A 25,138-nucleotide genomic window follows, 5' to 3' on the forward strand; every position below is an offset into this window, starting at 1 on the left:
CCGCCATCGTGCCGGGTGTACCGGGCGTTCTTACTGGGCGGCTTTCAGCGCGTCAGCCGATACGGCCTTGACGCCCTTGATGGCCTTGGCTTCCTTGATCGCCAGGTCGCGCTGGGCTTCGGTCGCCACGGTGCCGGACAGAGACACGACACCCTTGTTGGTCTCGACCTTGATCGAGGTGCCCTTGATGTGTTCGTCGGCCAGGAAGGAAGCCTTCACCTTGCTGGTGATCCAGGTGTCGGAAGCGGCTTCTTCGGTCTTGTCCATGGTGTTGTTGGCGGCCAGGGTCATGTTCTGGCTGGTGGCAGCAAAGGCACCGCCGGCCAGCGGCAGGCTCAGTACGGAAGCGGTAACGGCAGCGAGGGCAAAAGTACCGAAAGTCTTTTTCATGAGATGACTCCTGTTTTCCTTGGTTGTACTGCGCTCAGGTCCTGGCAGCAGCGACCTAGATGTAGAGCGCAACGGTGGCGCCGAATTCCGAAACTTGTTAAAGACGTTATTTATCAATGACTTATATAAAATAGATAGAGACAGGAAGCGGGCAAAATGCAATTCGCAGGTGGATAGGCCTGGTAATTTGCACGAGGTCAGACGACTCTTGAGCCTGGATGGGAAGAGTGGCCTGTCAGGGCACCTCACCCGATAAAGCCGGACTTATGGAAAAGATTTCCTCGTGACCAGGCCAGAACTGCCATACCTTTATCCGGTCGAAGCCCAATCGAACCCGACACCTGCGATCGGGCCTTGAGGATCCGGCATGCGGCCTCTTTCTCCTGCGCGCATTGCCCTGGTTTATCTGCTGCTGAGTGCCCTCTGGGTGATCGGCAGCGACGGGCTGCTGTATCTGCTGGTCAGCGATCAGGACAGTGTCTATCTGTGGCACACCCTGAAGGGCCTGGCCTTCATGAGTCTGCTGTCGCTGGTGCTCTATGCATTGCTGCGGCGCCAGGTCAGCTATCGCGAAGGCTTCATCGAAGAGCTGCAGAATCAGCGCGCCACCCAGGATTTCGTCCAGCGCCTGACCAACACCGGTGACTGGCAGCTGACGGCCGATGGTCGCCTGCTCTGCTCCGAACGTGCCCTGTTGATGCTGCACCAGCCCAAGGGCAGCGATCCGCTGGATTTCGCCACCATCGCGGCCTGCGCCCGTGCCGATGACCGCGATCATGTGCACAGCATGCTCGAACGCCTGCAGCACATGCAGGGCCCGCTGAATTTCTCCGCGCATTTCGCCGATGGCCAGGACAGCTGGCGCTGGCTCAACTGGCAAAGCGACTTCGACGAAGCCGGCACCACGCGCGGTGCCCTGGTCGACATCACCAGCCACAAGCTGGCCGAGCAGGCGCTGCAGGACAGCCAGAGACGCTATCGCGAACTGGTCCAGCACCTGCCGCTGGTGGTCTTCGCCAGTGATCACCGTGGCCGCTGGCAGTTTCTTAATCCGGCCTGGGAAGCCCTGACCGGCCAACCCGCCAGCCAGCAACTTAACCACCCCCTGGATCAGGCCTTCCACCCCCAGGATGGGGCCCGCCTGCGCCAGCTGGTGGCCGATTTCGCCGCCGGTCAGCGCCTGCACTGGAATGGCGTGGTACGGCTGCGCCTGTCGGTGGAAAGTCATCGCTGGATGCAGATGGAGCTGCGCGCCGGTCTCGATGGCGAGATTCAGGGTACCCTCACCGACATTCATCACGATTACCAGGCGCAGCAGCTGCAACAGGCCCGCAGCGACGTCCTCGACGATCTGCTCACCGGCCTGCCGCTGGCGGAGATCCAGCAGGGCATCGCCCAGCGGCTGGAACGGATCTATCCGGAGATGCGCGTCGCCCTGTTGCTGGACGACCAGGGCGAGCATCTGCGGGTCGCCGCCGCACCGAGCCTGCCACCCGCCTTCCAGGCGGCACTGGAAAGCGTGCCGCGCAGCCACCATGACCAGGGCTGCTGCAGTGCCATCACCACCAATGCCCCGGTGTTCACCATCGATGTCGAACTGGATCCGGCCTGGCAGAAGCTGCTGCCGGCCGCCCAGGCGGCCGGCATTCGCGGCGCCTGGGCCCTGCCCCTGCAGGACGAGCAGCAGCGCGCCGTGGGCGCCCTGGGCGTCTACTATGGAGAAGCGCGGCTGCCCGAGACGGAAACCCAGGCGCTGATCACCGAATTCACCCGCCTCGCAGTGCTGGCCATCCGCCAACAGCGCGTGGTCCAGGCCCAACGCGCGAGCGAGGCGCGTTACCGCGGCATCTTCGAGCAGGCCTACACCGGCATCATGCTCAGCGACCTGGAAGGTCGCTGGCTGAGCGCCAACCACCACTTCTGCCAGATGCTCGGCTACTCGCAACCGGAACTGCTGCAGAAGGACACCGCCTCGGTGACCCATCCGGACGAGCGCGCCCTGGGCGCCACCCTGCGCAAACAACTGGTCGACACCGGCCAGGACCGCTACACCCTGGAAAAGCGCTATCTGCATCGCAGTGGCCAGCCGGTCTGGGCCAATGTCACCACGCGCCTGATCCGCGACGACCAGGGGGTGCCCCAGTATTTCATCAGCACCGCCCAGGACATCACCCTGCGCAAGCAGCAGGAAGAAAGCCTGCGCCAGGCCGCGGCGATGTTCCAGAACAGTCGCGACGGCCTGCTGCTGCTCGACGAGCGCCGCTGGATCCTGGCGGTGAATCCGGCCTTCGCCCGCCTGCTGGGCGCCCAGGAAGGCACCCTGCTCGGCCAGCGGCTGGGACTGCCCGGCGGCGGTCGCCAGGACCAGCGCTTCTACCGTGAACTCTGGCGCGCGGTGCGCCGCGAGGGCCGCTGGGAGGGCGAACTGCTCTGGCCGCGCCTCGACGGCACTACCTTTCCGGCCTGGACCGCCATCGACACCCTCTACCCCCGGGAAACCCGGCAGTACACGGTCACCGTCAGCGATACCACGCGCCTGCGGGAAAGCGAGGCGCGCCTGAGTCACCTGGCGCATCACGATCCCCTGACCGACCTGCCCAATCGCCTGCTGGCGCGCACCCATCTGGAGCATGCCCTGGCCCTGGCCGAGCCCCAGGAATACCTGGTCGCCGTACTGATCCTCGACTTCGATCATTTCCGCACGGTCAACGAAAGCCACGGCCATGCCCTGGGTGACGAACTGCTGGTGGAATTCGCTGCCCGCCTGCGCGCCCTGCTCAGCGAAGACATCACCCTGGCGCGCATCGGTGGCGACGAGTATCTGGTCATCATCGAGCGGATAGACCGGCCCGAATTCGCCGCCCAGATCGCCCAGGCCATGCTCGGCAAGCTGGAGCAGCCCTTTCACCTCGGCGAGCACGACATCTATCTCAACGCCAGCATCGGCATCAGTCTCTTTCCCGACGATGGCGCCACCGCCGATGACCTCATCCGCAATGCCGACACCGCCATGCACCAGGCCAAGGACCAGGGTCGCGACACCTTCCGCTTCTATACCCAGGCCCTCACCGAGCAGTCGCGGCGGCGGCTGAATCTGGAATCGCGGCTGCGCACGGCGCTCAAGCGCGGTGATTTCGTCCTCTACTACCAGCCGCTGATGAGCGTCAGCACGGCCCAGACCATTGGCGTGGAAGCCCTGGTGCGCTGGCGGGATCCGGAGCTGGGGCTGATCCCACCCACCGAATTCATTCCGCTGGCCGAAGAGACCGGACTCATCGTGCCACTGGGCGACTGGATCATCGAAAGCGCCTGCCAGCAGATGCACAGCTGGCTCGCCCAGGGACTGGAGCTGGAGACCCTGGCGATCAACATCTCGCCCCGGCAATTCGCCAAGCGCGACCTGGCCAGCACCATTTCCCGCGCCCTGGCGCGCAGTCGCCTGCCGGCCGAGAACCTGGAACTGGAGATCACCGAAGGGACCCTGATGAACAATGTCGAGGAGGCGCTGCTGTCCCTGGCCACCCTCAAGACCCTGGGGGTGCGCATCGCGGTGGACGACTTCGGCACCGGCTATTCCTCGCTGGCCTACCTGCGCCGCTTCCCCCTGGACAAGCTCAAGATCGACCAGAGCTTCATGCACGAACTGCGCAGCGACAGCGGCACCCACAGCAGCCAGGCCATCGCCGCGGCCATCGTCGCCCTGGGCCAGGGGCTGGATCTCGACGTGCTGGCCGAAGGGGTGGAGACCACCGAGCAGTGGGACATCCTGCGCAAGCTGGGTTGCCAGCAATGCCAGGGTTTCCTGTTCAGTCCGCCACTGCCGCCGGACGAGTTCGAGGCCTGGTATGCCGAACGGCAGAAGGCGCGCGCCTAGCGGCTAAGCGACGAATGTCACGGTATTGCAATCAAAACCGCTCTAGACTCGGGTTTCCACTTTCCGTCTGTCCCCGAGGGTACCAGCATGAAGATCGTGGTTCGTCCCCTGCGCAAGTCCACCACCAGTGCCTGGCAGGTCTGCATCGACAAGCAGGCCATCACCTTCCTCAGCGAAGCCGATGCCCGCAGCTACGTGGCCACGCTGGAGGCGCGCATCGCCGCCCCCCATCCGTTGCCGCTGCGCGAAGCGACCACGGCAATGACCGCGCCGCTCTAGGCCGGCAGCACCCTGACCGTTCGTCTTCTGGATCACCCTGGCGCCGCCCGTTCAGCGACGGCCCAGGGCGGTTCACGGCTGTTCTTCGGCGAACGATTGGCTAGCCAGCTATCGAAAATGTAACTTTTGCGGCGTACGCCCCATCCTACCCCTAGGCCCTGCGTTCGCAGGGGCTCGCTGTCTGATGGATCTGGAACGCCATGCTTGAACTCGCTGCTGCCTTCATCTGCTTCACCTCACTGCTCACCTACCTCAACTATCGCTTCGTCGGCCTGCCGCCCACCATCGGCGTCATGGTCATCGCGCTGATCTTCTCGGTCGGCCTGCAAAGTCTTTCCTGGCTCGGCTTTCCCGGCCTGGAACACCGCATCGGCGAATTGCTCGGGCAGATCGACTTCAACGACCTGCTGATGAACTGGATGCTCGGCTTCCTGCTGTTCGCCGGCGCCCTGCACGTCAATCTCAAGGACCTGCGCGACTACAAATGGGCCATCGGCGGCCTGGCGACCCTCGGGGTGATCATCTCGACGGTGCTGATCGGCTATCTCAGCCACTGGATCTTCGGCTGGCTGGGCTGGCACGTCGACATCCTCTACTGCCTGATCTTCGGTGCCCTGATCTCTCCGACCGATCCCATCGCCGTACTCGGCATCCTGCGCTCGGCCGGCGCGCCCAAGTCGCTGGAAACCACCATCGTCGGGGAGGCGCTGTTCAATGACGGCGTGGCCGTGGTGGTCTATTCGGTGCTGCTGGGGGTGATCCAGCTGGGCGAGGCGCCCACGGTCAACGCGGCGCTCTGGCTGTTTCTCGAAGAAGCCGGTGGCGGCATCCTGTTCGGCCTGCTGATCGGCTTCGCCTGCTACTGGCTGATGCTGAGTATCGAGCAGCATCAGATCGAGGTGATGCTGTCGCTGGCCCTGGTGATCGGCGGCTCGACGCTGGCCAGCCACCTGCACGTCTCGGGTCCCATCGCCATGGTGGTGGCCGGACTGATCATCGGCAACCTGGGACGAACCAAGGCAATGAGCGACTTCACCCGGCGTTACCTGGACGGCTTCTGGGAGTTGATCGACGAGATCCTCAACGCCCTGCTGTTCGCCCTGATCGGCATGGAGCTGCTGGTACTGCCGTTCAGCTGGGCTCACCTGGGCGCGGCGCTGCTGGTGACCCTGGCGATCCTCTTCGCCCGCTGGATCAGCGTGGCACCGGTGGTGCTGCTCAGCCCGCACTGGCGCAACATGACCCGTGGCACGGCGCGCATCCTCACCTGGGGCGCCCTGCGCGGCGGGGTCTCCGTGGCCCTGGCGCTGAGTCTGCCGGCCGGTCCGGAACGGGATCTGATCCTCGCCCTGACCTACATCGTGGTGCTGGTTTCCATCCTCGGCCAGGGCCTGACCATCGGCCGGGTGGTCAAGAGCGTCACCGGTGGCGCCCCGGTCGCGCGCGACGAGCATCACTGATCGCCGGAAACGAGAAACCCCCGCCATGGCGGGGGTTTCTGGGTACCCGAGCGATCAGCGCGGCAGGTTGCGGCCGGAGAATATCTCGCGCATCTCGTGCTTGAGGCGCTGGGTGATCTGCTGACGCTGTTCGGACGAGAGGCTGCGCGAGGCGTCGCCGAACAGATAGTTGTCCAGCTCGAATTCCTTGAGCAGCATCTTGGTGTGGAACAGGTTGTCCTGATACACGTTCACGTCGGTCATCTGGTAGGCCGCGCGAGTGTCCTCGGACAGGTAGTTCTGGATCGAATTGATCTCGTGGTCGATGAAGTGCTTGCGCCCTTCGATGTCGCGGGTGAAACCGCGCACCCGATAGTCCACGGTGACGATATCCGAGTCGAACTGGTGGATCAGGTAGTTCAGGGCCTTGAGCGGGGAGATCACGCCACAGGTGGAAACGTCGATGTCGACGCGGAAGGTGGCGATGCCGTCGTCCGGATGGATCTCCGGATAGGTGTGCACCGTGATGTGGCTCTTGTCCAGATGGCCGAGAATGGTCTCGCGCAGCGGACCGGGCGACTCCTCGATCTGGCTCTCGGTCGGCTCGACCGGTTGCTCGGAGATCAGGATGGTCACGCTGGCGCCCTGGGGATCGTAATCCTGGCGGGCGATATTGAGGATGTTGGCCCCGATGATATCGACCACGTCGGTCAGGATCTGGGTCAGACGCTCGGCGTCGTATTCCTCGTCGATGTACTGGACATAGGCCTGTTGATCTTCCGACGTCTCGGCGTAGCAGATGTCGTAGATGTTGAAGCTCAAGGTCTTGGTCAGGTTGTTGAAACCATGAAGCCTGAGTTTGCTTTTCACGGTGGTAAAGCTCCCGTCGTGCGGTCTCTGACCGCGGTCCTGAGTGCCCGTCAGTTGCGGATTGCGCAAGCTGCGTAGGGCGGCGAACACCTCTTCGCGATGGCGATTGGCTGTACTTGTCGGGGGCTTGCCCCTTAAGAGCGGCGCATTATGCAGATCGGCAGCGGCTGGGGCCAGAGTCTGCCGGGCCCAGGTGATGAATTGATGTCGGCGGGAAGGGGTGACGCGGAGGGCGACGCCTGGACGGGCGTCGCCTGCAAGAGCATCAGGCGAGTTCGACGAGTTCGTAGCTGTGCGTGATCTCGACGCCGGCCCGACCGAGCATGATGGACGCCGAGCAGTACTTTTCCGCCGACAGCTCGATGGCGCGCTTGACCTGGGCTTCCTTGAGACCACGGCCCTTGACCACGAACTTCAGGTGGATACGGGTGAACACCTTGGGCTCGGTGTCGGCGCGGTCGGCTTCGAGGAAGGCTTCGCAGCTTTCCACCGGTTGCCGCGCCTTGCGCAGGATGCTGACCACGTCGTAGCTGGCGCAGCCGCCCAGGCCGATCAGCACGGTTTCCATCGGCCGCACGCCGAGGTTGCGACCACCGCTTTCCGGCGGGCCGTCCATGACTACCACGTGGCCACTGCCGGATTCACCGAGGAACATGGCCTCGCCTGCCCACTGGATGCGCGCTTTCATCGCTTTCGTCCTACTTATATATGCAAATGGTGATCAGCTTAACATGCTGGATGGCGTAAACTGGGGCGCAGTGAAGGGTTATTCAGCTCGCATTTAAGCTGCGCATGTTCTTATCCGGTCTTTGGATTGGAACCGGCGCAGCCTGTGCATGCACCGGTTCGGACCTCGGTGCCCCCGACTCAGGTTAGCTTTCAACCTCAGGAATCAGCATGGCCGCTATCATCCCACCCGCGAAGTTACAGCACATCGACAAGCTGCTAGCGCACTGCTCGCGTCGCCGCTATACCGCAAAAACCACCATCATCTACGCTGGCGACAACAGCGAAAGCCTATTCTTCATCCTCAAGGGTTCGGTGACCATCCTCATCGAAGACGATGAAGGCCGCGAAATGATCATCGCCTATCTCAATGCCGGGGACTTCTTCGGCGAGATGGGGCTGTTCTCCAAGGAAGGCAGCGAGCCCGAGCGCAGTGCCTGGGTGCGTGCCCGTACCGAGTGCGAAGTCGCCGAGATCAGCTACGGTCAGTTCCGCGAACTGAGCCAGCACGATCCGGACATGCTGTTCTCCCTCGGTCGCCAGATGGCCGAGCGCCTGCGCCAGACTACCCGTAAGGTCGGCGACCTGGCCTTCCTCGACGTCACCGGTCGCGTGGCCCGTACCCTGCTTGACCTGTGCAAGCAGCCCGACGCCATGACCCACCCGGATGGCATGCAGATCAAGATCACCCGTCAGGAAATCGGCCGCATCGTCGGTTGCTCCCGCGAGATGGTCGGTCGCGTGTTGAAGTCCCTCGAAGAACAGGGTCTGGTCCACGTCAAGGGCAAGACCATGGTGGTGTTCGGCACCCGCTGAGCCCGCTTAGCGTGCCCCTGCCAGCAGGCGGGGGCCGCTCTCCCCGCCCATCCTGGCTTCAGTTCTCGACCTGCGGCTGGACCTTCGCGACCCGCACCGTGGCTTTCTCGTCGACGGTCTTCTCGTCATTACCCTTGGCTTTGGGCTCGCCCACGACGAAGTGGAATTCTTCGCCGTGCTTGACCGCGCCATAGAGCACCGCCTTCTCGATCAGCTCGGTACCGCGCAGATGCCGCAGCATCAGTGGATCGCAACGCAGATCGCGATAGAGCGCCAGGCACAGCAGCGCCATCACCACCACGAAGGGTAGCGCGACCACAATAGTCAGATTCTGCAGGCCGTTGAGCGCCGCACCCGGGTTGCCCGGGTCACCGATGGCCAGCATGATCGCCGCCACCGCGCCGGTGAGGGCGCCCCAGAAGATCACCGTTCGCCGCGAAGGCTCGGTAGTGCCACGCTCGGACAGGGTGCCCATCACCAGGGACGCGGCGTCGGCGCCGGACACGAAGAAGATCGCCACCAGCACCATCACCAGCACCGAGGTCACCGAGACCCAGGGATAGCTGGCCAGCAGGTCGTAGAGGGCGAAGTTGCTGTTCACCGCGCCGTCGACCAGGGTGAAGGCACCCAGGCGCATGGCGTCGATGGCCGCGCCGCCGAAGATGACGAACCAGACCACGCTGACCAGACTCGGCACCAGCAGCACGCCGGTGACGAACTGGCGGATGGTGCGACCGCGACTGATGCGGGCGATGAACATGCCGACAAAGGGCGTCCAGGAAATCCACCAGGCCCAGTAGAACACCGTCCAGCTGGACAGCCAGTTGCCCATGGCCTCGCCACCGCTTGCGCTGGTGCGCGCCATCATCTCCGGCAGGAGGTCGATGTAGTCGCCGATGGCGGTGGGCAGCAGATTGAGCATCAGCAGGGTCGGACCGGCGACGAAGACGAACAGCGCCAGGGCCACCGCCAGCACCATGTTGGTGTTGGACAGCCACTGGATGCCCTTCTCGACCCCGGACACCGCGGAGATGACGAAGGCCACCGTCAGCACCGTGATGATGCTGATGTAGAGCATTTTTCCGGGTTGCTCGATCCAGCCATTGTGTTCGAGTCCGCCGGCGATCTGCAGGGCGCCCAGACCGAGGGAGGCCGCCGAGCCGAACAGGGTGGCGAAGATCGCCATCATGTCGATGACGCGACCGACGGGGCCATTGGCGTGTTCGCCGATCAGGGGGCGAAAGGCCACCGAGATCAGCTGGCTGCGACCGCGCCGATAGGTGCCATAGGCGATGGCCAGTCCGACCACGGCATAGATGGCCCAGGGATGCAGGGTCCAGTGGAACAGCGTGGTCGCCATGGCCACCTGCAGGGCGGCGCTGCTCTGCCCCGCGGCGCCACCGGGCGGCGGATTGAGATAGTGCGACAGCGGTTCGGCGACGCCAAAGAACATCAGGCCGATCCCCATGCCGGCGCTGAACATCATCGCCACCCAGGAGAGGGTGCGGAATTCCGGCTGCTCGTCGTCGCGCCCCAGGGGGATCCGCCCATAGCGACTGGCGGCCAGCCAGATGACGAAGACCACGAAGCCGGTGGAAGTGAGCACGAACAGCCAGCCGAAGTGGGTGATCACCCAGCCCTGGGCGGTGGAGGCGCTGCTGGCCAGGCTGGCCTGGCTGACGAAGCCCCAGATCACGAAGGCCAGCGCGGCGATGCTGGTGACGCCGAAGACTACCCAGTCGGTGGTGCCGGCGAGTCGCCGATCCCGGCGCGACTCCTCGGTCCGGGAGGGATCGGTGACGCTGATATCAAGTGTTTCGCTTTTTTCTTCCGTTGCCATGGTGCTTGCTTGCCCTGGTTATGGATGGCCTGGTGCGGCGGAGCGCTGTCTTGTCCTGCGACAGCCAGCCGTCTCCGCGCCTCGCCACGGTTCAGCGAGTCGGAGGCCATTAACCGGGTTTATTCCGATGGAAACAAAGCCCTGCGTCGGCAGCGGGCACACGGAGGTCGTTCCCGCCACCCGGGGTGGGCGCGAGTCGACATGGATCACCCTGCGGAAAGAAAAAAGCCCCGGGGTTATCCCCGGGGCCTTGTGCGAACGACCGGCGCCTCAGGCGTCTCTGAGCGGGAACCGGCGATCCGGGAAGAACAGACGCTGCAGCTCCTGACCCGGCTCGTCGGCGCGCATGAAGGCTTCGCCGACCAGGAAGGCGCGTACCTCGTTGATCTCCATCAGCTCCACGTCGGCGCGATTGAGGATGCCGCTCTCGGTGATCACCAGGCGATCCTGGGGGATACGCGGCAAGAGATCGAGGGTGGCTTCCAGGCTGACCTCGAAGGTGTGCAGGTTGCGGTTGTTGACCCCCACCAGTGGGGTGTCCAGTACCGTCAGGGCGCGCTCCAGCTCGGCGCCGTCATGCACCTCGACCAGTACGTCCAGGCCGACGTCCTTGGCCGTGGCGGCCAGTTCGCCCATCAGGCCGTCGTCCAGCGCGGCGACGATCAGCAGGATGCAGTCGGCGCCGATGGCCCGGGCTTCCACCACCTGGATGGGGTCGACGAGGAAGTCCTTGCGGATCACCGGTAGCTGGCAGGCGGCGCGCGCCTGCTGCAGATAGGCGTTGCCACCCTGGAAGAAGTCCACGTCGGTGAGCACGCTCAGGCAGGTGGCCCCGCCCAGGGCGTAACTGTGGGCGATCTCGGCCGGCACGAAGTGTTCACGGATCACACCCTTGCTCGGCGAGGCCTTCTTCACCTCGGCGATGATCGCTGCCTCCTTGCGCGCCACCTGGGCCTGCAGGGCGCGGGCGAAGCCACGCGGGGCGTCGGCGGCACGGGCCTGGGCCTCGAGTTCGGCCAGGCTGGTCCGAGCCTTGAGCTGGGCGATCTCCTCGGCCTTGCGGGCCAGGATCTTCTGCAACACGGTTGGCACACTCACGGGCGACCCTCCTCGCGATAGACGGATGTGAAATGGGCGAGCTCGTCCAGCTTTTCCCGGGCCAGGCCGCTGTAGAGCGCGTCGTGGGCCAAGAGTACCCCTTCATGCAGGCTGTGGGCGAGATCCGCGGCGTAGAGCGCCGCGCCGGCGTTGAGCACGATCATGTCGGCGGCCTTTTGCCCGGCCTCGGTCTTGCGTCGGCCGAGGGCGTCACGGATCAGCGCCAGGGAGGCCTCGGGGCCGTCCACGGTGAGGCCGACCAGGGTCTGGCTCTTGATGCCCAGATCCTCCGGCAGCACCTGGTATTCGCTGATGCTGCCGTCCTTGAGTTCGGCGACCTGGGTCGCCGCGGCCAGGCTGAATTCGTCCAGGCCGTCGCGGGAATGCACCACCAGCACGTGGTGGCTGCCCAGGCGCTGCAGCACCTCGGCCAGCGGCCGGCACAGCGCGGCGCTGAACACCCCGACCACCTGGTGCCGGACACCGGCCGGATTGGTCAGGGGACCGAGCATGTTGAACAGGGTGCGCAGCCCCAGCGAGCGGCGCGGCCCGGCGGCGTGACGCATGGCGCTGTGGTGCGACTGGGCGAACATGAAGCCGACGCCCACCTGCTCGACGCAGCGGGCGATCTGCGCCGGAGTCAGCTCCAGGTAGATGCCGGCGGCCTCCAGCAGATCGGCGCTGCCGCTCTTGCCGGACACCGCGCGATTGCCGTGCTTGGCGACCTTGCCGCCCGCCGCCGCGACCACGAACACCGAGGCCGAGGAGACGTTGAAGATATTGGCGCCATCGCCACCGGTACCCACCACGTCGACCACGTGGTCGAGGCTCGGCAGCACCACCGGGGTGGCCAGCTCGCGCATCACGCTGACCGCGCCGCAGATCTCGTCGATGGTCTCGCTCTTGATGCGCATACCCATGAGGAAGGCACCGATTTGCGCCTCGTCGGCGCCACCGGTCATGATCTGGCGCATCACCGCCTGCATCTCGGCGACGTTGAGGTCGAGTTGTCCGCTGATGCGATTCAGGGCCTGCTTGATGTCCATCTAGCGCCGCCCTCCCTGCTGCTGGAGAAAGTTGGCCAGCAGATCATGGCCATGTTCGGTAAGGATGGATTCGGGATGGAACTGCACCCCCTCGATCATGAATTCGCGGTGCCGCAGGCCCATGATCTCGTCCATGCTGCCGTCCGGATGCTGGGTCCAGGCGGTGATCTCCAGGCACTCGGGCAGGGTCTCGCGCTTGACCACCAGCGAATGGTAGCGGGTCACGGTAACGGGATTGGGCAGGCCGGCGAAGACGCCTTCGCCGTTGTGGTAGACCGGGCTGGTCTTGCCGTGCATCGGCTCGCGGGCCCGGACCACCTCACCGCCAAAGGCCTGGCCCAGGCTCTGGTGCCCCAGGCAGACGCCCAGCACCGGCAACTTGCCGGCGAAGCGCTCCAGGGTGGCCAGGGAGATGCCCGCCTCGTTGGGCGTGCAGGGACCGGGAGAGACGACGATGCGCTCCGGCGCCAGGTCTTCGAGTGCCTCGACCGGCATCTCGTCGTTGCGCACCACCTTGACCTCGGCGCCCAGCTCGCCCAGGTACTGCACCAGGTTGTAGGTGAAGGAATCGTAGTTATCGAGCATCAGCAGCATGGCGGATTCCTCAGACGGACTGTTCGGCAAGGGTGACGGCGCGGAACATGGCGCGACGCTTGTTGAGGGTCTCTTCCCACTCCAGCGCCGGCACCGAGTCGGCGACGATCCCTGCCCCGGCCTGCACGTGCAGCTCGCCGTCCTTGATCACCGCGGTGCGGATGGCGATGGCGGTGTCCATGTTGCCGTTCCAGGCCAGGTAACCCACGGCGCCGCCGTAGATGCCCCGCTTGACCGGCTCCAGTTCGTCGATGATCTCCATGGCGCGGATCTTCGGCGCGCCGGACAGGGTGCCGGCCGGCAGGATGGCGCGCAGGGCGTCCATGGCGCTCAGCTCGGGCTTGAGCCGACCGGTCACGTTGCTGACGATGTGCATCACGTTGGAATAACGCTCGATGACCATCTTCTCGGTCAAGGTCACGCTGCCGGTGGTGGAGACCCGGCCCACGTCGTTGCGCCCCAGGTCGATCAGCATCAGGTGCTCGGCCAGCTCCTTGGCATCGGCCAGCAGATCGCGCTCCAAGGCCAGATCGGCTTCTTCGGTGGCGCCACGCGGACGGGTCCCGGCGATGGGACGCACGGTGATCTCGCCGTCCTCCACCCGCACCAGGACCTCGGGCGAACTGCCCACCACATGGAAGTCGCCGAAGTTGAAGAAATACATGTAGGGCGTGGGGTTGAAGCAGCGCAGCGCCCGATAGAGGTCGATGGGCGCCGCCTGGAAGGCGATGGACATGCGCTGCGAGGGCACCACCTGCATGCAGTCGCCGGCCAGGATGTAGTCCTTGATGCGCTGCACCGCGCCTTCGAAATCCTCGCGGCTGAAGCTGGAACGAAAGCTCGGCTCCGGACCGGCCGGGGCGGCGAGATCCAGGCCGCGGCGCGGCACGATGGGCTGGCGCAGGCGGTCGAGGATGTCGGCCAGACGCGCCTGGGCGGCGTCGAAGGCGTCGGCCTCGTCCGGATCGGCCAGCACGATCGCGTGGATCTTGCCCGCCAGGTTGTCGAACACCACCACGGCATCGGACACCATCAGCAGGATGTCGGGCGTACCCAGCGGATCGGGATTGGGGCAGGCCGCCAGGCGCCGCTCGACGTAGCGCACGCTGTCGTAGCCGAAGTAGCCCACCAGGCCACCGTTGAAGCGTGGCAGGCCGTCCAGCGTCGGCACGCGATAGCGCGCCTTGAAGGCTTCGACGAAGGCCAGGGGATCGTCGCAGTGCTCGATCACCTCGACCTCGCGACCGGCATCGCTGACCACCACGCGATGACCATGGACGCGCAGGACACGGCTGCACGGCAGGCCGATGATGGAGTAACGCCCCCATTTCTCGCCGCCCTGCACCGATTCCAGCAGATAGGAATTGGGGCCGTCGGCCAGCTTCAGGTAGATGGACAGCGGGGTGTCGAAGTCGGCCAGGGTTTCGAAGGCCAGGGGAATGCGGTTATAGCCTTGAGCGGCCAGGCGCAGGAAATCGTCGCGGGTCATGATCAGGCCTCGTGGCGAGGAAAACGAAAGGTCGGGTGCACAGCGCGCCGGTCAGATACCGGCCAGGACGAAATCAGGCGCGCCAGCGCCAACGGGCCAGGGCCTTGATGACTTTCATCCATGCTCGCGAAAAGCCTGTGCGGGTGACCACCACGATGCGATCTCTTGCTCTTGAGGCGGGGGGTTGAAGGGCCACGTTAGCCTAGCCGGCGCAGCATGGCAACCGGCCGGCCACCTCGGCGTGCTAGATGAACAGCTCGCGCAGATCGTCGACGACCAGATCCGGCTGCTCCAGGGCGATGGACTCGCCATGGTTGTAGCCATAGCTCAGGGCCACGCAGCGCACCCCCGCGGCACGGGCGGCGCGGATGTCGTTGCGCGAATCGCCGATGAACAGGGCCTGGCCGGCCACCACGCCGGCCTGCTGCATGACCCACAGCAAGCCGGCCGGGTCCGGCTTCTGCTGCGGCAGGGTATCGCCGCCGACGATCCAGTCGAAGTCACCCAGGCCCATGTCGGCCAGGAGCGGCGCGACGAAGCGCTCCGGCTTGTTGGTGATCACCGCCAGGCGCACGCCCAGGGTGCGCAGCAGCGCCAGGCTGTCCAGCACCCCCGGATAGACGCGGGTCAGGGCGTGGCTGCCGCCATAGAGCTCCATGAACAGCGCCAGGGCCTCGTCGGCGGCGGCAGCGTCCACGGCGTCGTGCTGCATGTCATCGGCCAGGGCGCGACGCACCAGCACCCGGGCGCCGTTGCCGATCCACAGCCGCACCTTGTCCAGCCCCGCCGGCGCGCGGTCCAGGCGTTCGAGCATGGCGTCCACCGCGGCGGCCAGGTCCGGTGCCGAATCCAGCAGGGTGCCGTCGAGGTCGAACATCACCAGGGCCGGCGGATGCCCGCCACCGAGCCGCACCAGGGCGCTCATACCGAGCGGGCCTTGGCCAGCTCGGCGCGCATCGCCTGGATCACCGCGGCGTAGTCCGCCTGGCCGAAGATGGCCGAGCCGGCGACGAAGGTGTCGGCACCCGCGCGCGCGATCTCGCCGATATTCTTGACGTTGACCCCGCCATCGATCTCGAGCCGGATCGGCCGGCCGGAGGCATCGATCAGGGCGCGCGCCTCGCGCAACTTGTCCAGGGTGCCGGGAATGAATTTCTGGCCGCCAAAGCCGGGGTTGACGCTCATCAGCAGCACCATGTCGATCTTGTCCATCACGTACTTGAGCACGTCCAGCGAGGTGGCCGGATTGAACACCAGGCCGGCCCGGCAGCCGCCATCCTTAATCAGCTGCAGCGAGCGATCGATGTGCTCGGAGGCCTCGGGATGGAAGGTGATGTCGGTGGCGCCGGCCTCGATGAAGTCGCCGATGATGCGATCCACCGGCTTGACCATCAGGTGCACGTCGATGGGCGCGGTGACCCCGTAGTTGCGCAACGCCTTGCAGACCATCGGGCCGATGGTGAGGTTGGGCACATAGTGGTTGTCCATCACGTCGAAATGGACCATGTCGGCACCGGCGGCGAGGACCTTGTCGACTTCCTCGCCCAGGCGGGCGAAATCGGCGGACAGGATCGAGGGGGCGATGGCGAAGGGTTGCATGGGATAGCCTCGGCGAAGGTTGAGGACGGCATTGTAACGGAGATCCGTGTGCGGCTCGGGCGTTCCCGCTGCCCCGACGGGGCGAACGGCGGTACGCTCGCCAGGGTCAACCGTGCCCCTGTCGAGGATTCCCGTCGATGTCGTCGCCCGCCCTGCTGCCGCTCTGCCTCCTTCTGCTTGGCCTCGCCGCCCCGGTGCGTGCCGAAGAAGCGCCCACCCCGGCGCCGGAACCGCCTGCGGCTCCCACAGCCCTGGCGCCAGCATTGACGCGAAGTCAGGAGCAGCAGCAGGCGCTGATGCGGCAGCTGCCCGCCGAGCAGCAGAAGACCCTGCAGGCCGGCGACGAGTCCTTTCTTGCCCTGCTGGTGCCCGCCGCCCGGGCCAAGGCCAGCGGGACGGTAGTGCTGGTGCCGGGCGACGGCGAATCGGCCGACTGGCCCAATGTGATAGCCCCCGTACGCCAGGAGCTACCCACTTACGGTTGGCAGACCATCAGCCTGAGCCTGCCCGACCCCTATGACCCGGTGGTGGCGATCGAACGCGATACCGCCCCGGCGGACACCGACGCCCAGGTCAACAGCGAGCAGACGGCACCGCCGGTGACCGGTGGCAGCGGCACGGCGCCCGCCGCCCCGACCCAGGCCGAAGCCGGCAGCGGCGAACCGGCCCAGGCGGCGGTCGCGCCGGTCGATCCCGAAGCCGCGGCCAATGCCCAGGCCACCCGGGTGCTGGCCCGCATAGCCGCTGGCATCGACCTGGCACTGCAACAGGGCGCCAACCCCATCGTACTGGTCGGCCACGGCACCGGCGCCTATTGGGCCGCGCGCTATCTGGCGGAAAAGGAACCGGCCGAGGTCAAGCAACTGGTGCTCATCGATGGTCGTGAGCCCCAGGGGCTGCCGCCGCGGCTGGACGCCACCATGGGCAAGACCGATCTGCAGATCGCCGACCTGGTACATGCACCCGGACCGGCCGCCCAACGGCGCAAGGAGCGCGCGGCGCAAAAGGCCAACAAGGGCTATCGGCAGATCGACCTGCCGGTGATTCCCGGCGACCGCGCCGCGGAGCAGGAGCAGACCGTTCGCCGGCTGCGCGCCTGGCTGGATCGCCTGCCACCGGCCGCTAGCGGAAGCCCCGCCGCCTCTTGATCAGCTGATAGGCGGCATGCAGCTCGGCGGTGCGCTGGGCAGCGGCATAGACCGCCGACTGGCCCGCTCCGGCACCGGCCTTCTTGTCGGGGTGGTGGCGGGAGAGCAGCCGCCGATAGGCCTGCTTGACCGTGGCGGCGTCGGCGTCATCGGTAACGCCGAGCAATTGCAGCGCCTTGCGATACCTCTCCTCGCTGCCGGGCTGGCGCGGCGCCGCCTGCACCGGTGGCTGCAGGGCCAGCACCTGGGCTTCGGCCAGACCCATCGCCTGCCCCCAACCGAGGATCTCGTCGCGGTCCCCAGGGCGCACGCTGCCGCTGATCCAGACCATGCGCCAGCAGGCGCGCAGGATGCCCTCGCTGCGCTCGCTGAGACGCTGCAGGTCGGCCGTCGACGGCAGGGTGCCGCCCTTGCCCTGCTCGAAGGCGGCGATGGCCTTCTTGCGGTCGTCGGCGCCGAGCCCCAGACGCTCGATCTCGCCTTCGGCCTGGCGGATGTGGGCCGTCAGCACCCGACCGCCGCGCTTGGCCAGACGACCGAGCATCTGGAATTGCGCCTGATGTTCGAAGCGCCCGGGGCGCCCCTGCCAGCGTGCCTTCCAGCCCGCCAGGGAAGTCAGCCCCAGCTGGCGTTCGCCGGCATGGGCGAGCAGCGCCACCAGCAGGGCGCCGGGAATGCTGGCCACGGCCCAGCCGGCCAGGAAGCCCAGCACCGTCAGCGGCCAGAACCAGACCTTCAAGAAGCCGTCCCGAACAGCCGCTCCGCTTCCGCCAGCCGCTCCAGGGTGCCCACGTCCACCCAGCGACCGTCCAGCCGCTGGCCCGAGACCTGTCCGGCGGCAATGGCGGGTCGCAACACGTCCACCAGCTTGAAGGCCCCGGCCGTGCGCTCGGCGAACAGCTGCGGATGCAGCACGGCGATGCCGCTGTAGGTGAGCTTTTCCGGGGCATCCAGGGTGATCCCCCCGTCCACCAGACCGAAGTCGCCGGCCGGGTGATGCGGCGGGTTGTCGACCAGCACCAGGTGCGCCAGGCGACCGGCTGGCAAGGCCAGGGTGCCGAAGGCGAAATCGGTGCGGATATCGCCGTTGACCAGCACGAAGGGCGCACTGCCCAGCAGCGGCAGCGCGCGGAAGATGCCGCCCCCGGTCTCCAGCGGCTCACCCTCGGCAGAGAAGCGGATGGTGACCCCTAGTTGGCTGCCATCGCCCAGGGCGGCTTCCAGCTGGGCGCCCAGCCAGGCGTGATTGATCACCAGCTCGGAAATGCCTGCCGCGGCCAGTGCCCGGATGTGATGCTCGATCAGCGGCCGGCCGTTCACCTCGATCAGCGGCTTGGGCAGGCTCAGCGTCAACGGTCGCATCCGCTCGCCCTTGCCCGCCGCCAGGATCATGGCCTTCATGCGTCGACCCGCGCGGCGTGCAGCTCGTCGAGCAAGGCGCCGAGATCGGCCAGCTCCTGTCGCCGCGCCACCACGGTACGGATGTAGGCGAGAAAGCGCGGGGTGTCGGCGACGTAGCGCGGCTTGCCGTCGCGATGCCAGATGCGGGCGAAGATGCCCATCACCTTGAGATGGCGCTGCACGCCCATCAGATCCGAGGCGCGCTGGAAGTCGGCGAAGTCGGGCTGCACCGGGATGCCGACGGCACGCGCCTGCTCCCAGTAGCCTAGCAGCCAGCGCTGCACCAGCGGCTCGGGCCAGCTGAGGAAGGCATCCTTGAACAGGCTGGTGATGTCATAGGTCACCGGCCCGATGACCGCATCCTGGAAGTCCAGCACGCCCGGATTGGGCGTGCTCAGCATCAGGTTGCGCGGCATGAAGTCCCGGTGGACCAGCACCTGGGGTTGCGCCAGGGCGCTGTCGATCAATCGGTCGCAGACGGCCTGCCAGCGTTCGAGCTGACTCGCGCTGAAGGTCATGTCCAGTTCGCGACCCACGTACCACTCTGGAAACAGACTCAACTCGCGGGCGAGCAGAGCCCTGTCGTAGAGCGGCAGGCTGCCGTTCGTCGGCTGCTTGCCCTGGAAAGCCAGCAGGGCATCGATGGCCGCCTGGAAATAATCGTCGGCATTGGCCGCATTGATCACCTCCAGATAGGTCAGGGTGCCGAGATCGCTCAGCAGCAGGAATCCCCGCTCCAGATCCTGAGCCAGGATGCGCGGTACATGGACCTCGGCCTCGGCCAGCAGCGCGGCCACCTGGACGAACGGACGGCAGTCCTCCTGCGGCGGCGGCGCATCCATCACGATCAGGCTGCGGCCCTCGCCCGCCCAGCGGAAATAACGGCGAAAACTGGCATCACTGCTGGCCGCGGTCAGGCTACCCTTGGGCACCTCGCCCCAGGCCTGTTCCCGGAAAATTTCCGGTAGAACGGTGGTCAGCCAGTCTTCTATCTGGTTTAAGCGAACATCTTCAGTCATTTACAGCGGATCCCTCGGCCCTAGCCGATGTGCAGGTCATGTTTTATTATCCGCTATCTTTTTGAGCCCATCGAGAGGCCGCGGCCCCTTAATGGCCGGCGTGCAGGACGACTTTAAGGATGGCCGTGAAAACCCCCGCGTTTCGCAGAAAATTTCCCCTCTTGGTAACCGGCAGCCTGCTCGCCATGCAGCCCGTCACCGCCCTTATCGCCGCCCCCGCCGAGCAGTTCAGCTGTAACGCCGGAGCCGGCGGCGGCTGGTCGTGCAACACCCAGGCACCCACCGCGGCCATTCCGCCCCGCCCTAGCAAGGGCGAGACCCAGGGCGTCGCGGCGGAGCCCGCCGCGCGCAAGGGCGATGCTGCCGTGCTGGTCACCGAGAGCAAGGGCCGCGCCCTCAAGTCCCGCAGCGCCGACTACAGCCACCTGGACTGGGTCCCGCGCGATCAGCTGACCCCGGCCCAGTTGGCCGAGACCGGTCCCTACTGCAGCGGTGCCTATGTCGAGCCGCAGCGTCCGGGCATGTACGACGACACCCCGACCGCCAAGGCCCCGACCTATATCTCCGCCAAGGCCTCGCGCTACGAGCAGGAACAGCAGGTCGCCACCCTGGCCGGTGACGTGGTGCTGCGCCAGGGCGGCATGCAGGTGGAATCCCAGGAAGCCAACCTGCACCAGCTGGAGAATCGCGGCGAGCTCAAGGGCAACGTCAAATTCCGCGACAACGGCCTGCTGATGGTCGGCGACAAGGCCGACATGCAGCTGGACAACGGCCAGGTCCAGGTCGACAACGCCGAATTCGTCATGCACCAGAGCCGCGCCCGTGGCAGCGCGCTCTACGCCAAGCGTGGCGACGACGCCATCATCCGCCTCAAGGATGGCACCTACACCACCTGCGAACCGGGCAGCAACGCCTGGCAGGTCAAGGGCAACACCGTCACCCTGAATCCGGCCACCGGCCTCGGCTACGCGACTAACGCCACGCTGCGAGTCAAGGACATTCCGGTCCTCTATACGCCCTTCATCTACTTCCCGATCGACGACCGTCGGCAGTCCGGTTTCCTGGCGCCCTCGATCAGCACTTCCAGCGACACCGGCTTCGCGATCACCACGCCTTACTACTTCAACCTGGCGCCCAACTATGACGCCACCCTCTATCCGCGCTACATGGCCAAGCACGGCCTGCAGACCGAGGGCGACTTCCGCTACCTGACCCGCAGCAGCGAAGGCGAGGTCTACGGCTCCTACCTCAAGGACACCGACCCGGAGCACGAGGGCGAACCGGAAGCCACCGACAACCGCTGGCTGTACGGCTGGAAGAATCGCAGTGGCCTGGATTCGCGCCTGATGGCCGAGGTGGACTACACCCGCATCAGCGATCCCTACTACTTCCAGGATCTGGACACCGACCTCGGCATCAACAAGCCGACCTACGTCAACCAGCAGGGTCGCCTGACCTACCGCGGCGACACCTTCGTCGCCGGCCTCAACGCCCAGGCCTACCAGCTGGCTACCGTCTCCGACGTGACGCCCTATAACCGCCTGCCGCAGCTGACCCTGAGCGGCGCCCTGCCCTACAACCCGGGCGGTCTGGACTTCACCTACGACACCGAGGCGGTGCGCTTCACCCGCAGCTTCGACGACAACACCTACTTCGACCTGGACGACAACGGCAACCGCACCAACGTGCGCAACCGCCCGGACGTCAACCTGTTCGGCCTGACCCGCGCCGAAGGCAATCGCTACCACGTCGAGCCGGGCATTGCCCGCCCGATGACCGCGTCCTGGGGCTTCCTGACGCCGTCGCTGCGCTATGCCTATACCCGCTACGACCTGGATCTGGACAGCACCGGCCAGAACGACCTGAACTCGCCGCTGGTTGGCGGTAGCCGTCGTGCCGCGGCCGGTTCCAGCGTGACCAGCTTCAACGACAGCCCGACCCGCTCGGTGCCGATCTTCAGCCTCGACAGCGGCCTCTATTTCGACCGCACCTCGAATCTGTTCGGCGAAGGCGGCAAGCAGACCCTGGAACCCCGCGCCAAGTACCTCTACGTACCCAACCGCGACCAGGACGATCTGCCGGTGTTCGATACCGGCGAATACACCTTCAGCTACAGCTCGCTGTGGCGCGACAACCGCTTCACCGGTCGCGACCGCATCGGCGACGCCAACCAGCTGGCCCTGGGTGCCACCAGCCGCTTCATCGAGCCCAACGGCTTCGAGCGCGCCAACGTGAGCTTCGGTCAGCTGTTCTACTTCCGCGACCGCGAAGTGCAGCTGCCCGGCCTGACCAAGGACGACCTGGCCTACGCCCGCAGCCTGGGGCAGAACATCGACAATCCCCAGGCCACCACCTCGCGCTCGCCCTATGCCCTGGCCGGCATGTATCGCTTCAATCGCGACTGGCGCGTGAATGGCGAATTCAACTGGGATCCGACCCTGCACCAGACGGACTCCGGCAGCGTCATGTTCCACTACCAGCCGGAAGCCGAGCCGGGCAAGATCCTCAACGTTGGCTATCGCTATCGTGACAACGTCCGGGTGTTCGATCCGAACTTCGGCCGCTTCACCTACAACAGCGACGACTACAAGGTCGACCAGCACGACATCTCCTTCATCTGGCCGATCGTGCCCCAGTGGTCCGCGATTGCCCGCTGGCAGTTCGACTACAACAAGAGCCGTACCCTCGAAGCCTTCGGTGGCTTCGAATACGACAACTGCTGCTGGAAGCTGCGCCTGATCAGCCGCTACTGGCTCAAGAGCGAAGACGACGTCTTCTACACCGCCCAGAGTTCCGAAGCCGATCGCGGGATCTTCCTGCAGATCGTGCTCAAGGGACTTGGCAACGTCTTCGGCGGCAAGACCGAAGGCTTCCTGGACAGAGGCATTCAAGGCTATCGTGAACGTGAAGACCAAGCTATGTAACGCCCTGCGCCCGCTCGCCCTGGGCGCGGCGCTCGCTCTCTCCCCTCTGGCTCAGGCTGCCGTGGTTCCGCTGGACAAGGTCGTGGCCATCGTCGACAACGACGTGGTCATGCAGAGCCAGCTCGATCAGCGACTCAACGAGGTCAAGCAGAACATCACCCGCCGCGGCGCCGCGGCGCCGCCGGAAAGCGAGCTGCGTCAGCAGGTGCTCGAACGGCTGATCCTGGAAGACATCCAGATGCAGCTGGCCGGGCGCATGGGCGTCAAGATCTCCGACGAGGAGCTCAACCAGGCCGTGGCCACCATCGCCCAGCGCAATGGCCTGAGCGTGGCCGACTTCCGCAAGGCCCTGGCCCGCGACGGTCTCTCCTACGACGCCGCCCGCGAGCAGGTCCGCCGCGAGATGATGATCAGCCGGGTGCGTCAGCGTCAGGTCGGTCAGCGCGTGCAGGTCACCCAGCAGGAGGTGCAGAACTTCCTCGCCTCGGACCTGGGCAAGCTGCAGCTGTCCGAAGAGTATCGCCTGGCCAACATCCTGATCCCGGCAGCGGACAACGCCGGCACCGCCGGTCTCGACGCCGCCGCGCGCCAGGCCCAGGACACCTACAACCAGCTGCGTCAGGGCGCCGACTTCAACCAGCTGGCCATCGCCCGCTCGGCCGGTGACAACGCCCTCGACGGCGGCGAGATCGGCTGGCGCAAGGCCGCCCAGTTGCCCCCGCCCTTCGATCGCCTGATCGGCAGTGTCGGCGTCGGCGGCATCACCCAGCCGGTGCGCGTGCCCGGCGGCTTCGTGATCCTCAAGGTGGAAGAGAAGCGCGGAGGCGAGGCCAGCATCGTCGACGAGGTGCACGTCCGGCACATCCTGCTCAAGCCCAATGCCGTGCGCAGCGATGCCGAGACCCAGCGCCTGGCGGCGCGCCTGCGCGAGCGCATCCAGAACGGCGAGAGCTTCGCCACCCTGGCCAAGAGCTTCTCGGAAGATCCGGGCTCGGCGCTCAATGGCGGCGACCTGGGCTGGATCAATCCGGAATCCCTGGTCCCGGAATTCCGCGAGGTGATGAACAACTCGCCGGTCAACCAGCTCTCGCAGCCGTTCCGCACCGCCTTCGGCTGGCACATTCTGGAAGTCCTGGGCCGTCGGGCCACCGACAACACCCAGCAGGCGCGCGAGCAACAGGCGTTGAATCTCCTGCGTAGCCGCAAGTACGACCAGGAACTGCAGACTTGGTTGCGCCAGATCCGCGACGAAGCCTACGTCGAGATCAAGCAGTAACCCCAAGGCCGCAGGCACTCCCTGCGGCCTTCTTGTTTCCGGAGCCCGCCATGGCCCTGCGCTTCGCCCTGACCCCCGGTGAGCCCGCCGGTATCGGTCCCGACCTCTGCCTGCTGCTGGCCCGCGTGGCCCAGCCCCACGCCCTGATCGCCATCGCCAGCCGCGACCTCCTGGCCGCTCGCGCGATCGAGCTGGGACTCGCCATCGAGCTCATCGAGGTCGCTCCCACGGCCTGGCCTGACCGCCCGGCACCCGCCGGTGCGCTCTATGTCTGGGATACCCCGCTGGGTGCCCCGGTGGTGACCGGCCAGCTCGATACCGCCAATGCCGCCTATGTCCTGGACACCCTGACCCGCGCCGGCCAGGGCTGTCTCGACGGCACCTTTGCCGGGATGATCACCGCGCCGGTGCACAAGGGCGTGATCAACGACGGCGGCGTGGCCTTTTCCGGCCACACCGAATTTCTCGCCGAGCTGACCCAAACCCCCCAGGTGGTGATGCTGCTGGCAACGGCCGGCCTGAGAGTGGCCCTGGTCACCACCCATCTGCCACTGCGCGAGGTGGCCGATGCCATCGATCGCCAGACACTGCTGGACGTGACCCGCATCCTGCATGGCGATCTGCAGCGCTATTTCGGTGTGGCGCGGCCGCGCATCCTGGTCTGCGGTCTCAATCCCCATGCCGGCGAAGGCGGTCACCTGGGCCGTGAGGAGATCGAGATCATCGAGCCGGCGCTGGACAGCCTGCGCGCCGAAGGCCTCGACCTCATCGGGCCGCTGCCCGCCGACACCCTCTTCACGCCCAAGCACCTCGAGCACTGCGATGCGGTCCTGGCCATGTATCACGACCAGGGCCTGCCGGTGCTCAAGCACAAGGGTTTCGGCGCCGCGGTCAACGTGACCCTGGGCCTGCCGATCATCCGCACCTCGGTCGACCATGGCACCGCCCTCGACCTGGCCGGCAGCGGACGCATCGATACCGGCAGTCTGAAGGTCGCCCTGGAGACCGCCTACAGCATGGCGGCGCATCACCGTTCGGTGACTTAAGAGGCTGTTCATAACCTCGCGAGTTAGAGACAAACAAGGCCTGGGCGGCCCCGCAAAAAGCCCTGAGGAAGCGGATCGGACTCGCGGGCGAGTTTACGAAGGGTAAAAGAGCATCTCCGACGGAGCTGGCCTTCCAGGGTCTTTTCAACGCAGTTTGGCCGACGCGCAGCAGGTTATGAACAGGCTCTGAGCGCTCCGGTGACGGTCAAGGGTCTGCTAAACTGGTGGGTCTTTGCCGTCTTGAAATCGCAGGCCCGCTGCCTG

General features: G+C 66.0%; 21 protein-coding genes. 8 read left to right on the forward strand and 13 right to left on the reverse strand.

Annotation, left to right across the window (positions count from 1 at the left end):
* Positions 1 to 30: 30 nt before the first annotated feature.
* Complete coding sequence (locus QE444_RS00520) at positions 31 to 390, reverse strand: BON domain-containing protein (RefSeq protein WP_017640375.1); 360 nt, start codon at positions 388 to 390, stop codon at positions 31 to 33.
* Between the two features lie 367 nt (positions 391 to 757).
* On the opposite strand from QE444_RS00520, the gene QE444_RS00525 reads away from it, so the two are divergent.
* The 3 genes from QE444_RS00525 to QE444_RS00535 all read left to right on the forward strand — a co-directional run bounded on the left by QE444_RS00525 (position 758) and on the right by QE444_RS00535 (position 6,003).
* Positions 758 to 4,264, forward strand: a complete 3,507-nt coding sequence (locus tag QE444_RS00525) for an EAL domain-containing protein (RefSeq protein WP_273862361.1) — start codon at positions 758 to 760, stop codon at positions 4,262 to 4,264.
* A gap of 87 nt (positions 4,265 to 4,351) precedes the next feature.
* Positions 4,352 to 4,543: a hypothetical protein gene (locus tag QE444_RS00530; RefSeq protein WP_285389621.1), complete on the forward strand. Its 192-nt coding sequence runs from the start codon at positions 4,352 to 4,354 to the stop codon at positions 4,541 to 4,543.
* Positions 4,544 to 4,743: 200 nt separating this feature from the next.
* The gene (locus tag QE444_RS00535; RefSeq protein WP_133861932.1) at positions 4,744 to 6,003 is read left to right on the forward strand and encodes a sodium:proton antiporter; all 1,260 of its coding nucleotides are present in this window, start codon (positions 4,744 to 4,746) and stop codon (positions 6,001 to 6,003) included.
* 54 nt (positions 6,004 to 6,057) lie between these two features.
* On the opposite strand, the gene speD is transcribed toward QE444_RS00535, so the two are convergent.
* On the reverse strand, positions 6,058 to 6,852 hold the full coding sequence (gene speD / locus QE444_RS00540; RefSeq protein ID WP_007159721.1) for an adenosylmethionine decarboxylase: 795 nt from the start codon (positions 6,850 to 6,852) through the stop codon (positions 6,058 to 6,060).
* Positions 6,853 to 7,117: 265 nt separating this feature from the next.
* Positions 7,118 to 7,540 (reverse strand): OsmC family protein, encoded by a 423-nt coding sequence (locus tag QE444_RS00545; RefSeq protein ID WP_158891526.1) that lies wholly within the window; start codon positions 7,538 to 7,540, stop codon positions 7,118 to 7,120.
* Positions 7,541 to 7,749: 209 nt separating this feature from the next.
* On the opposite strand from QE444_RS00545, the gene crp reads away from it, so the two are divergent.
* Positions 7,750 to 8,394, forward strand: coding sequence for a cAMP-activated global transcriptional regulator CRP (gene crp / locus QE444_RS00550; protein WP_017640369.1), 645 nt, complete (start codon positions 7,750 to 7,752; stop codon positions 8,392 to 8,394).
* Positions 8,395 to 8,452: 58 nt separating this feature from the next.
* Here crp and QE444_RS00555 read toward each other — a convergent pair whose 3' ends face one another.
* The 7 genes from QE444_RS00555 to rpe all read right to left on the reverse strand — a co-directional run bounded on the left by QE444_RS00555 (position 8,453) and on the right by rpe (position 16,060).
* On the reverse strand, positions 8,453 to 10,234 hold the full coding sequence (locus tag QE444_RS00555) for a BCCT family transporter (protein WP_133861934.1): 1,782 nt from the start codon (positions 10,232 to 10,234) through the stop codon (positions 8,453 to 8,455).
* Between the two features lie 270 nt (positions 10,235 to 10,504).
* Positions 10,505 to 11,332, reverse strand: a complete 828-nt coding sequence (trpC, locus tag QE444_RS00560) for an indole-3-glycerol phosphate synthase TrpC (protein ID WP_187980491.1) — start codon at positions 11,330 to 11,332, stop codon at positions 10,505 to 10,507.
* Positions 11,329 to 12,378, reverse strand: a complete 1,050-nt coding sequence (trpD, locus tag QE444_RS00565) for an anthranilate phosphoribosyltransferase (protein WP_017640366.1) — start codon at positions 12,376 to 12,378, stop codon at positions 11,329 to 11,331. The genes trpC and trpD overlap by 4 nt, the downstream gene beginning before the upstream one ends.
* Positions 12,379 to 12,972: an aminodeoxychorismate/anthranilate synthase component II gene (locus QE444_RS00570; RefSeq protein ID WP_158891520.1), complete on the reverse strand. Its 594-nt coding sequence runs from the start codon at positions 12,970 to 12,972 to the stop codon at positions 12,379 to 12,381.
* A 10-nt stretch (positions 12,973 to 12,982) separates the two neighbouring features.
* On the reverse strand, positions 12,983 to 14,461 hold the full coding sequence (gene trpE, locus QE444_RS00575) for an anthranilate synthase component I (RefSeq protein ID WP_273805779.1): 1,479 nt from the start codon (positions 14,459 to 14,461) through the stop codon (positions 12,983 to 12,985).
* A gap of 244 nt (positions 14,462 to 14,705) precedes the next feature.
* Complete coding sequence (locus QE444_RS00580; RefSeq protein ID WP_187980499.1) at positions 14,706 to 15,386, reverse strand: phosphoglycolate phosphatase; 681 nt, start codon at positions 15,384 to 15,386, stop codon at positions 14,706 to 14,708.
* Entirely contained in the window at positions 15,383 to 16,060 is a 678-nt protein-coding gene (gene rpe, locus QE444_RS00585; protein ID WP_187980500.1) for a ribulose-phosphate 3-epimerase, read from the reverse strand. The genes QE444_RS00580 and rpe overlap by 4 nt, the downstream gene beginning before the upstream one ends.
* Before the next feature lie 137 nt (positions 16,061 to 16,197).
* On the opposite strand from rpe, the gene QE444_RS00590 reads away from it, so the two are divergent.
* Positions 16,198 to 17,208, forward strand: a complete 1,011-nt coding sequence (locus QE444_RS00590; protein ID WP_280308411.1) for a DUF3530 family protein — start codon at positions 16,198 to 16,200, stop codon at positions 17,206 to 17,208.
* Here QE444_RS00590 and QE444_RS00595 read toward each other — a convergent pair.
* Genes QE444_RS00595 through QE444_RS00605 form a run of 3 tightly spaced genes read right to left on the reverse strand, consistent with a single transcriptional unit; the run spans position 17,183 to position 19,628 of the window.
* Complete coding sequence (locus tag QE444_RS00595) at positions 17,183 to 17,947, reverse strand: DnaJ domain-containing protein (protein ID WP_273862366.1); 765 nt, start codon at positions 17,945 to 17,947, stop codon at positions 17,183 to 17,185. The genes QE444_RS00590 and QE444_RS00595 overlap by 26 nt on opposite strands.
* A complete protein-coding gene (gene murU / locus QE444_RS00600; protein ID WP_285389636.1) occupies positions 17,944 to 18,609 on the reverse strand; it encodes an N-acetylmuramate alpha-1-phosphate uridylyltransferase MurU in 666 nt (221 codons plus the stop codon). Before murU ends, QE444_RS00595 begins: the two co-directional genes overlap by 4 nt.
* A complete protein-coding gene (locus tag QE444_RS00605; protein WP_285389639.1) occupies positions 18,606 to 19,628 on the reverse strand; it encodes a phosphotransferase in 1,023 nt (340 codons plus the stop codon). Before QE444_RS00605 ends, murU begins: the two co-directional genes overlap by 4 nt.
* A gap of 119 nt (positions 19,629 to 19,747) precedes the next feature.
* On the opposite strand from QE444_RS00605, the gene QE444_RS00610 reads away from it, so the two are divergent.
* Genes QE444_RS00610 through pdxA form a run of 3 tightly spaced genes read left to right on the forward strand, consistent with a single transcriptional unit; the run spans position 19,748 to position 24,874 of the window.
* Entirely contained in the window at positions 19,748 to 22,552 is a 2,805-nt protein-coding gene (locus QE444_RS00610; protein ID WP_187980504.1) for an LPS-assembly protein LptD, read from the forward strand.
* The gene (locus QE444_RS00615; protein ID WP_187981267.1) at positions 22,533 to 23,828 is read left to right on the forward strand and encodes a peptidylprolyl isomerase; all 1,296 of its coding nucleotides are present in this window, start codon (positions 22,533 to 22,535) and stop codon (positions 23,826 to 23,828) included. The genes QE444_RS00610 and QE444_RS00615 overlap by 20 nt, the downstream gene beginning before the upstream one ends.
* Positions 23,829 to 23,878: 50 nt before the next feature.
* Positions 23,879 to 24,874 carry a 4-hydroxythreonine-4-phosphate dehydrogenase PdxA gene (gene pdxA / locus QE444_RS00620; RefSeq protein WP_309737150.1) on the forward strand — a complete coding sequence of 332 codons (996 nt, stop codon included), beginning with the start codon at positions 23,879 to 23,881 and terminating at the stop codon, positions 24,872 to 24,874.
* The last annotated feature ends 264 nt before the right edge of the window (positions 24,875 to 25,138 follow it).

The organism is Pseudomonas sp. SORGH_AS_0199 (assembly GCF_031453735.1).
GTDB classification, from domain to species: domain Bacteria; phylum Pseudomonadota; class Gammaproteobacteria; order Pseudomonadales; family Pseudomonadaceae; genus Chryseomonas; species Chryseomonas aestiva.

Bases quoted from the DNA above. Each gene is read 5' to 3' on its own strand.
- QE444_RS00520 (WP_017640375.1), bottom strand. From the start codon at position 390: ATGAAAAAGACTTTCGGTACTTTTGCCCTCGCTGCCGTTACCGCTTCC.
- QE444_RS00525 (WP_273862361.1), top strand. From the start codon at position 758: ATGCGGCCTCTTTCTCCTGCGCGCATTGCCCTGGTTTATCTGCTGCTG.
- QE444_RS00530 (WP_285389621.1), top strand. From the start codon at position 4,352: ATGAAGATCGTGGTTCGTCCCCTGCGCAAGTCCACCACCAGTGCCTGG.
- QE444_RS00535 (WP_133861932.1), top strand. From the start codon at position 4,744: ATGCTTGAACTCGCTGCTGCCTTCATCTGCTTCACCTCACTGCTCACC.
- QE444_RS00545 (WP_158891526.1), bottom strand. From the start codon at position 7,540: ATGAAAGCGCGCATCCAGTGGGCAGGCGAGGCCATGTTCCTCGGTGAA.
- crp (WP_017640369.1), top strand. From the start codon at position 7,750: ATGGCCGCTATCATCCCACCCGCGAAGTTACAGCACATCGACAAGCTG.
- QE444_RS00555 (WP_133861934.1), bottom strand. From the start codon at position 10,234: ATGGCAACGGAAGAAAAAAGCGAAACACTTGATATCAGCGTCACCGAT.
- trpD (WP_017640366.1), bottom strand. From the start codon at position 12,378: ATGGACATCAAGCAGGCCCTGAATCGCATCAGCGGACAACTCGACCTC.
- QE444_RS00570 (WP_158891520.1), bottom strand. From the start codon at position 12,972: ATGCTGCTGATGCTCGATAACTACGATTCCTTCACCTACAACCTGGTG.
- trpE (WP_273805779.1), bottom strand. From the start codon at position 14,461: ATGACCCGCGACGATTTCCTGCGCCTGGCCGCTCAAGGCTATAACCGC.
- QE444_RS00580 (WP_187980499.1), bottom strand. From the start codon at position 15,386: ATGAGCGCCCTGGTGCGGCTCGGTGGCGGGCATCCGCCGGCCCTGGTG.
- rpe (WP_187980500.1), bottom strand. From the start codon at position 16,060: ATGCAACCCTTCGCCATCGCCCCCTCGATCCTGTCCGCCGATTTCGCC.
- QE444_RS00590 (WP_280308411.1), top strand. From the start codon at position 16,198: ATGTCGTCGCCCGCCCTGCTGCCGCTCTGCCTCCTTCTGCTTGGCCTC.
- murU (WP_285389636.1), bottom strand. From the start codon at position 18,609: ATGAAGGCCATGATCCTGGCGGCGGGCAAGGGCGAGCGGATGCGACCG.
- QE444_RS00605 (WP_285389639.1), bottom strand. From the start codon at position 19,628: ATGACTGAAGATGTTCGCTTAAACCAGATAGAAGACTGGCTGACCACC.
- QE444_RS00610 (WP_187980504.1), top strand. From the start codon at position 19,748: ATGGCCGTGAAAACCCCCGCGTTTCGCAGAAAATTTCCCCTCTTGGTA.
- pdxA (WP_309737150.1), top strand. From the start codon at position 23,879: ATGGCCCTGCGCTTCGCCCTGACCCCCGGTGAGCCCGCCGGTATCGGT.